This window comes from Brevibacterium iodinum ATCC 49514, from assembly GCF_900169265.1.
Classification (GTDB): Bacteria; Actinomycetota; Actinomycetes; order Actinomycetales; family Brevibacteriaceae; genus Brevibacterium; species Brevibacterium iodinum.
In genome coordinates this window covers 1-6,639 of the sequence record NZ_FXYX01000046.1, presented here as the reverse complement: position 1 = coordinate 6,639, position 6,639 = coordinate 1, and the positions used below count along the sequence as shown (strand labels likewise).

Below are 6,639 nucleotides of genomic sequence, written 5' to 3'. Positions count from 1 at the left end.
CGGCAGAATGTCGTGAGGTCAGGGGTCGAGAAAGTAGGCTTGGCCACGTCGAGGTCTTTCGGATGGATTGTGTGAGAACTTCCATCATCGGAAGACCTCGACGTCTATCCGCGCAGCGACTCGCCGTGTCCTGGAATCACCGATCTACACTCTCAATTACGAAGAGCCCAAAATAGCAAGTCCAGCAGCACTAAAGCTGTGTGAGTAACAGTGTTGGATGAGTGTTTTCGGTCCACCGCCCGGATTGGAACCCGCGCTGTTCTAATGGTTGGTGGACTATCTTGAAGGTGAAATGAAACCTCGATTTGGTGGCTGGTTGACGTAGCGTCAATTCTGCTAATAGTTGATTTTTTGCCTTGAATTCGGAGTTTTATCGTATCTTCTAATATTACAACCCACTTTGGTCTGTGTGTTAGCTCAGACGCCAAGTAAAGAGTGTCCGACGAGATCGAGGCCGGGCGAAACTGCGAAAAGTAATTCTCGATGTCGCGGCACTCTGGTGTTCGAAGTACGATCGCGGCAATGGGAATTGCATTCGAAGGTAGTGTCTTGCTCTCAATGGTCTCGTGTGCATTCTCAGCAGGCGTCATATTGGGATTATTTAACAAATCTAGCGGTGAAACTGTCTTAATCGAATGAATAGAATGGTTGACGGTATTCGGTTCTGCTGTAAGTGCATCTGAGAGTTCGTCGAGGTTCAGGATTTGCAGTGCTCTCGATGCTTTCTTTCGCTGTTTGCTGGAGAGGATACTGTTTGGAATCGTGGCTACAGATTTTGCAAGTGATTCGACTGCCGTGGAGTTGAACTCTTCGGCAGTCCACACAACGTCTGGCACAGTACTCGAAGAATCGACGTGAAGAGTTTGGCATACGGCTTCCAATTTTTGCTCCCAAGTTGCCTGTTGGAATGTCCGCATCACTTGCTGTCTAGCGTAATTGAGCGCTTTGCCACTGGGAGTTCCTGCGATTGCGTCGGCCCAGGCGCCTACTGTCGCGGGAGAACAGTATTGTTCGAAATGTGTAGCGGCGTCTTGGACAGTTATGTTTGAGGTTCTTTCTAGTCATAACGGCCCACTCGTCAACGACGAACGGTGCAACTGGACCACGTCTAAGTAGTTGGCGGTGATGTTCAGCGATCTTTGACCGGTAGAGCGAACTTGTTCTTTTCATCAAGTGAGTGCGGCCTTCCTGTGCTCGTACGTAACGGTAGCTTCGACAGACTGCTTGGGGGGAATTCTTCTAGCCCCAGTCTGACTGATATTGAATGCGGAAATGTCGAGAGTTCATTCTCAAATGTCCTGCGTTTGAGAGCGCCTCGTACGTCTGAGCGAGCTGATCATGAGTTCGCCTTGTAAAGCGGACGACTGCGCGGCGAGCGACGGCGCTCGACGCCGCGGCTGTCGGTGGTACTTGGAAAGGGTCGTACTGAAGACATTGAGATATTCACCTGCTGGCGAGTAACGGAGGCGCGCAGAACCAAACATCTATTTCGGCGATCAAGATAGGTATTCTGTACGTGTGATGGGTGCGCTTGAGGTCACTCCATAATCGTAGGACTTCGGTCGACACGCACCCGGAGTGATTGTCTTCATTTCGTCTTACTGCCGATACCCCAACTTCACCGAGATCTCTTTCGCCGCAGCCTTCATCACCGGCACCAACGCCTGCATCCGATCCTTCGGCATGAAGGGACGCGTCGCCGACAGTGAAATTCCGGCGACGATGTCTCCGCTGCCGTCCCGAACCGGAGCAGCCACACACCGGATCCCCGGCTCATTCTCCTCGAGATCGAGTGAGGCTCCGTCGCGGGTGTAGCCCTGCATCCGCTTGACGAATGCATCCACCGCAGGGGAGTCCGCACCAGGGTTCTCTGCAACGAACAAACGCTCCCACCGGTCATCCTGCCCAAGCAGCAGCGCCTTGCCGACACCGGTGCGAGTCATCGGCATCCTGTGGCCGATGCGTGAGCGCATCTCGGCCCCACGGGTACCTGGGATCTTATGGAGATAGAGCACCGACTCACCATCCTCGACCGAGAGATGGATCGTGTCCTGAGTCCGTTCAGCCAACGCCTCTAGGCTCTCCCTGGCTACGACCGGCAGCGGATCCTGATTGAGCGCGGTGAAACCATACTCGATCAGCGTCGGCCCGAGCCGAAACTCTCCCGGCGACCCATGCCGCAGATACCCCATCTGCACCAACAGCTGGATCATCCTGTGTGCACTTGACCGACCGATACCCGTCGAATCAACGATCGACTTCAGCGTCGTCGAGCCATGAGCGACGGCGCTGACGATCCGCAGCCCTCTGGCCAGGGTCTGAGTGCCCTGCGGAATGGCTTCGCCGATAACAGTTCCAGAATCCTCGATCATCACCCCAGTATGTCACCCATCCCACATATAGGGACACAGGTGGCGCATGGTGGAACACGTGCTCATAGTGGCTTCTATGGCAAATCTGGCACCACCCGAGGCCCCACAGATGATCGGCCTCGACTGGGGGACAAGCTCTCTGAGAGCCTTCCTCATCGGCAGCGACGGACAGGTCCTCGCTGAACGCAACGGTTCCGACGGCATCATGGCCGTCAGTTCCGACACCACAGATCTCCGAGGCGACTTCTCCCGAATCGCTGAAGCCGCGGTTGGCGACTGGCTGACCACCTACGGCCCCCTGCCGATGCTCGCCTGCGGAATGATCGGCTCAACACAGGGCGTCGCCGAGGCAGGCTACCTCGAGTTGCCCGCCGACCTCGGCGACATGGGCGGGCAACTGACGACGGTCGAACTGACGACCGGTGACCTCCACATCGTTCCCGGCCTGCAGAAGACTCCGACCAAGGCGACTGCTCCCGATGTGATCCGCGGGGAAGAGACGCAACTGCTCGGCCTCCTCGACACAGAACAGAGCGAACTCAGCACGGTGATCCTGCCCGGCACACACACCAAATGGGTGAGCTGCCAAGGACAACGCGTCACCGACTTCACCACCTCGATGAGCGGAGAGCTCTTCGGCCTGCTCAGCACCTCATCAATCCTCAGCCGCCTCGCCGAACCCACCGCAGGCTTCCACTCCGAGGCCTTCGACTGGGGACTGAACGTCGGAGGCGACAACCCCGCCGCCGTGACCTCCTCAATCTTCTCCGCCCGAACCTGGGTTCTCGACGGGCGTCTGCGTGCCGAAGAAGTCAACGAGTATCTCTCGGGAATGCTCATCGGCGCCGAGGTGGCTCACCAGCTCACCGTGGTTGCCGAGTCGAGCGCCCCCGTCATCGTCTGCGGGACCACGGATCTGACGAAGCGCTACACCCGAGCACTGCACCGAGCGGGCCGAGAGACGATCAACGCGAATCCGCGTGCGGCTGCCACAGGTCTTTTTCGCATCGCCGTACAATCCGGCCTCGTACCGACCAAGGAGCACACTCATGCCTGAAACTGTCCCCTCCGGCCTCATCGCCATCCTTCGCGGTGTCCGCCCCGACGAAGTCCTCGACATCGCCGAGGGCATCGTCGCCGCCGGGTTCTCCGCCATCGAGGTTCCGCTCAACTCGCCCGACCCCCTCGATTCGATCGCCGCGCTGGTCGAACGGTTCGGCAACGACCTGGAGATCGGTGCCGGCACCGTGCTCACCGCCGACCAGGTCCGCGACTGCAAGCGAGCCGGTGCCCGCATCATCGTCGCACCCGACACAGATGCTGAAGTCATCCGAACCGCGCTCGGGATGGGCCTCACCCCGTACCCGGGGGCCGCGACACCGACCGAGGCGTTCGCTGCCATCAAGGCCGGTGCCACCAAGGTCAAACTCTTCCCCTCTTCGGCGGTGGGGATCAGCGGGATGAGGGCCTGGAGTGAGGTGCTGCCTGCCGGCGCCGAGCTCTTCCCCGTCGGGGGAGTAGGAGCCGACAATGCCGCCGAATGGCGAAAGGCTGGCGCAGCCGGCCTCGGCCTCGGTTCTTCCCTCTATCGCCGAGGCGACCGCCCCGATGACGTACGCGTGCGAGCCGAGGCGATCGCCTCGGCGTGGGTGCACACCAACTGAACACCGCTCCATCACCGTCAACACCCGAACGAAAGGCCAGACCAATGAAGATCACGTCGATGACGACGTACACAGTGCCGCCTCGGTGGCTGTTCCTCAAGATCGAAACCGATGAAGGGATCGTTGGGTGGGGTGAACCCATCATCGAAGGCAAGGCAGCCACGGTTGCTGCCGCCGTTGATGAGCTCTCCGACCTGCTCATCGGCAAGGATCCTGCGAACATTGAGGACCTGTGGACGATCATGTATCGCGGTGGCTTCTACCGCGGTGGTCCCATCCTCATGAGTGCGATGTCCGGAATCGATCAGGCACTGTGGGACATCAAGGGTAAGGCGCTTGGCCAACCTGTGCATCAGCTGCTCGGTGGGAAGGTCCGGGATCGGATCCGCACCTACTCGTGGATCGGCGGGGACCGTCCAGGCGACACCGCGGCAGCCGCACTCGAGACGAAGAACCGCGGGTTCACCGCGGTGAAGATGAACGCAACCGAGGAGCTGCAGTTCATCGACTCGTGCACCAAGGTCGACCAGGTCATCGAGAACGTCCAGGCGATCCGGGAGGCCACAGGTGAGGATTTCGGCATCGGTGTCGACTTCCACGGCCGCGTGCACAAACCGATGGCTAAGGTACTTATCAAGGAACTCGAACCCTACCGGCTGCTCTTCATCGAAGAACCGGTGCTCTCCGAACACTTCGGTTCACTCCGCGACGTCATGGCGAACACACCGACGCCGATCGCGCTGGGGGAGAGGCTCTTCTCTCGGTGGGACTTCCGTGAGGTGGTCGCCTCCGGTGCCGTCGACATCATCCAGCCGGATGTCTCCCACGCCGGTGGTATCACCGAGACGCGGAAGATTGCGATGATGGCCGAAGCCTACGATGTGGCACTCGCACTGCACTGCCCGCTGGGGCCGATCGCACTCGCCTCCTGCCTGCAGGTCGATGCCAGCAGCTACAACGCCTTCATCCAGGAACAGAGCCTGGGGATCCACTACAACACGAGCAACGACTTGCTCGACTACGTCACCGATTCGTCGGTGTTCGACTACGACAATGGCATGATCACGATCCCGGATGGTCCAGGCTTGGGCATCGAGGTGAACGAGGAGTACGTCATCGAGCGCTCGGCTGAGGGCCACCGGTGGCGCAACCCGATCTGGCGGCACGCTGACGGCTCTTTCGCGGAATGGTGACTCAGGGGCTCAGGAAAGGACGGGATTTTCAATGACGAATCAAAGAGCAGTTGTGCTGCCAGAAGGACGCCTGAGGAAATCACCAGGTCGTGTCAGGTGGTGGGTTCTCGGATGGTTGCTGGCCGCCATGATGATCAATTACATGGATCGATCGTCACTTTCGATTGCCGCACCGCACATGATCGACGAACTCGGCTTGACTGCGGCGGACATTGGGTTGCTAGGAACCGCGTTTTCATTGACATACGCGTTCTTCCAATTGCCAGCTGGGTGGTTAAGCGACCGTCTCGGAGCGAAGCCTGTTTACATTATTGCTCTAGGGTTCTGGTCGATCGCAACCGCGCTTATGGCGGTCGGCCACCACATGTGGCATTTCATGACTTCACGCGTCTTGCTTGGAATCTTCGAATCACCGGTTTCACCCACCTCAGCGAAGATTGTCGCGGAATGGTTCCCACCGAGGGAACGCGGTGCCGCTGTCGGAGTTTATGACTCTGGAAGTAAATGGGGGCCAGCCGTGGCACCACCAATACTGACTTATCTCATTCTTGGGTTCGGGTGGCGGGCAATGTTCATCATCCTCGGTGTCCTCGGAATCGTAGTGGCTATCGGATTCTGGGTCTTCTACCGATCTCCGGAACATGATCGCAGAGTCTCGGCAACAGAACTCGCACACATCCGCGCCAGAGAGGAGGACAGCCACGCACCTGTAGGGCACATTCCGTGGCTACGGCTCTTTACTCAACCACAGACGTGGGCGATGGTACTGGGGTTCGTCGCAGTGGTCTGGACACTCAATATTTTCGTCACCTTCCTTCCGCTCATGCTCAACGACATCTATTCCGTCGCCGACGCAGCGTTGGGCTGGTACACCGCAATACCCTTCGCAGTAGGCGGTGTGGGCGGTATCCTCGGCGGCTGGTTCACTACGAAGTATTCGAAGATCCGGACACATCTAGCTCCGCTTGCCTGTAAGCGACAGATTGCTGCGGTCTATGGAGCAGCATTAGCTATCTGTTCGATCCTCGTCGGAATCACCACGGGGCATTTCACCCTGCAACTCTCCGCAATGAGCCTCGCTCTGTTCTTCTGCGGTGCATTGAGTGCAGTGGGTTGGTCTATCCCTGCGGACGTCGTTGCTGGAAGCCGAGTTGCTTCACTCGGGTCAATCCAGAATTTCGGTGGCTACTTTGCTGGGTCACTCTCGCCTTGGCTCACCGGAGTCTTGGTGACGAGTACCGGGTCCTACCTTGTTCCATTTGTCCTCGGCGCCGTAGTCGCAGGGGACTGCTGAAGGTTTGGTTGACTTCACGACTGGATAAATTCCAGGAAGGATAGAAGTCATGCCAAAGATCTACACCGATGAGTTCAAGCAATCAGCGCTCGAGCTCTTGGACGATGGAATGACCC

At 58.4% G+C, this 6,639-nt stretch carries 6 protein-coding genes; 4 read left to right on the top strand and 2 right to left on the bottom strand.

The annotated features are described in order from the left end of the window. Nucleotides 1-152: 152 nt before the first annotated feature. Nucleotides 153-920, bottom strand: coding sequence for a hypothetical protein (locus BI49514_RS16420; RefSeq protein ID WP_145996249.1), 768 nt, complete (start codon nucleotides 918-920; stop codon nucleotides 153-155). Nucleotides 921-1,598: 678 nt separating this feature from the next. After that, a complete protein-coding gene (locus tag BI49514_RS16020) occupies nucleotides 1,599-2,372 on the bottom strand; it encodes an IclR family transcriptional regulator (protein WP_101547450.1) in 774 nt (257 codons plus the stop codon). Between the two features lie 76 nt (nucleotides 2,373-2,448). Here BI49514_RS16020 and BI49514_RS16015 point away from each other — a divergent pair, with 76 nt between their 5' ends. From BI49514_RS16015 to BI49514_RS16000, 4 genes are read left to right on the top strand one after another with little or no spacing between them, the layout of a single operon-like run. After that, entirely contained in the window at nucleotides 2,449-3,429 is a 981-nt protein-coding gene (locus BI49514_RS16015) for a 2-dehydro-3-deoxygalactonokinase (RefSeq protein ID WP_167443958.1), read from the top strand. After that, a complete protein-coding gene (locus tag BI49514_RS16010; protein ID WP_101547448.1) occupies nucleotides 3,422-4,036 on the top strand; it encodes a 2-dehydro-3-deoxy-6-phosphogalactonate aldolase in 615 nt (204 codons plus the stop codon). The genes BI49514_RS16015 and BI49514_RS16010 overlap by 8 nt, the downstream gene beginning before the upstream one ends. Further along, complete coding sequence (gene dgoD / locus BI49514_RS16005; protein WP_338063788.1) at nucleotides 4,018-5,229, top strand: galactonate dehydratase; 1,212 nt, start codon at nucleotides 4,018-4,020, stop codon at nucleotides 5,227-5,229. Before BI49514_RS16010 ends, dgoD begins: the two co-directional genes overlap by 19 nt. A gap of 31 nt (nucleotides 5,230-5,260) precedes the next feature. Further along, complete coding sequence (locus BI49514_RS16000; protein WP_101547446.1) at nucleotides 5,261-6,523, top strand: MFS transporter; 1,263 nt, start codon at nucleotides 5,261-5,263, stop codon at nucleotides 6,521-6,523. Nucleotides 6,524-6,639 lie beyond the last annotated feature (116 nt).

What these genes read in the sequence shown, in the direction of transcription:
- BI49514_RS16020 (WP_101547450.1), bottom strand. Translation starts at nt 2,372, where the DNA reads ATGATCGAGGATTCTGGAACTGTTATCGGCGAAGCCATTCCGCAGGGC.
- BI49514_RS16015 (WP_167443958.1), top strand. Translation starts at nt 2,449, where the DNA reads ATGGCAAATCTGGCACCACCCGAGGCCCCACAGATGATCGGCCTCGAC.
- BI49514_RS16010 (WP_101547448.1), top strand. Translation starts at nt 3,422, where the DNA reads ATGCCTGAAACTGTCCCCTCCGGCCTCATCGCCATCCTTCGCGGTGTC.
- BI49514_RS16000 (WP_101547446.1), top strand. Translation starts at nt 5,261, where the DNA reads ATGACGAATCAAAGAGCAGTTGTGCTGCCAGAAGGACGCCTGAGGAAA.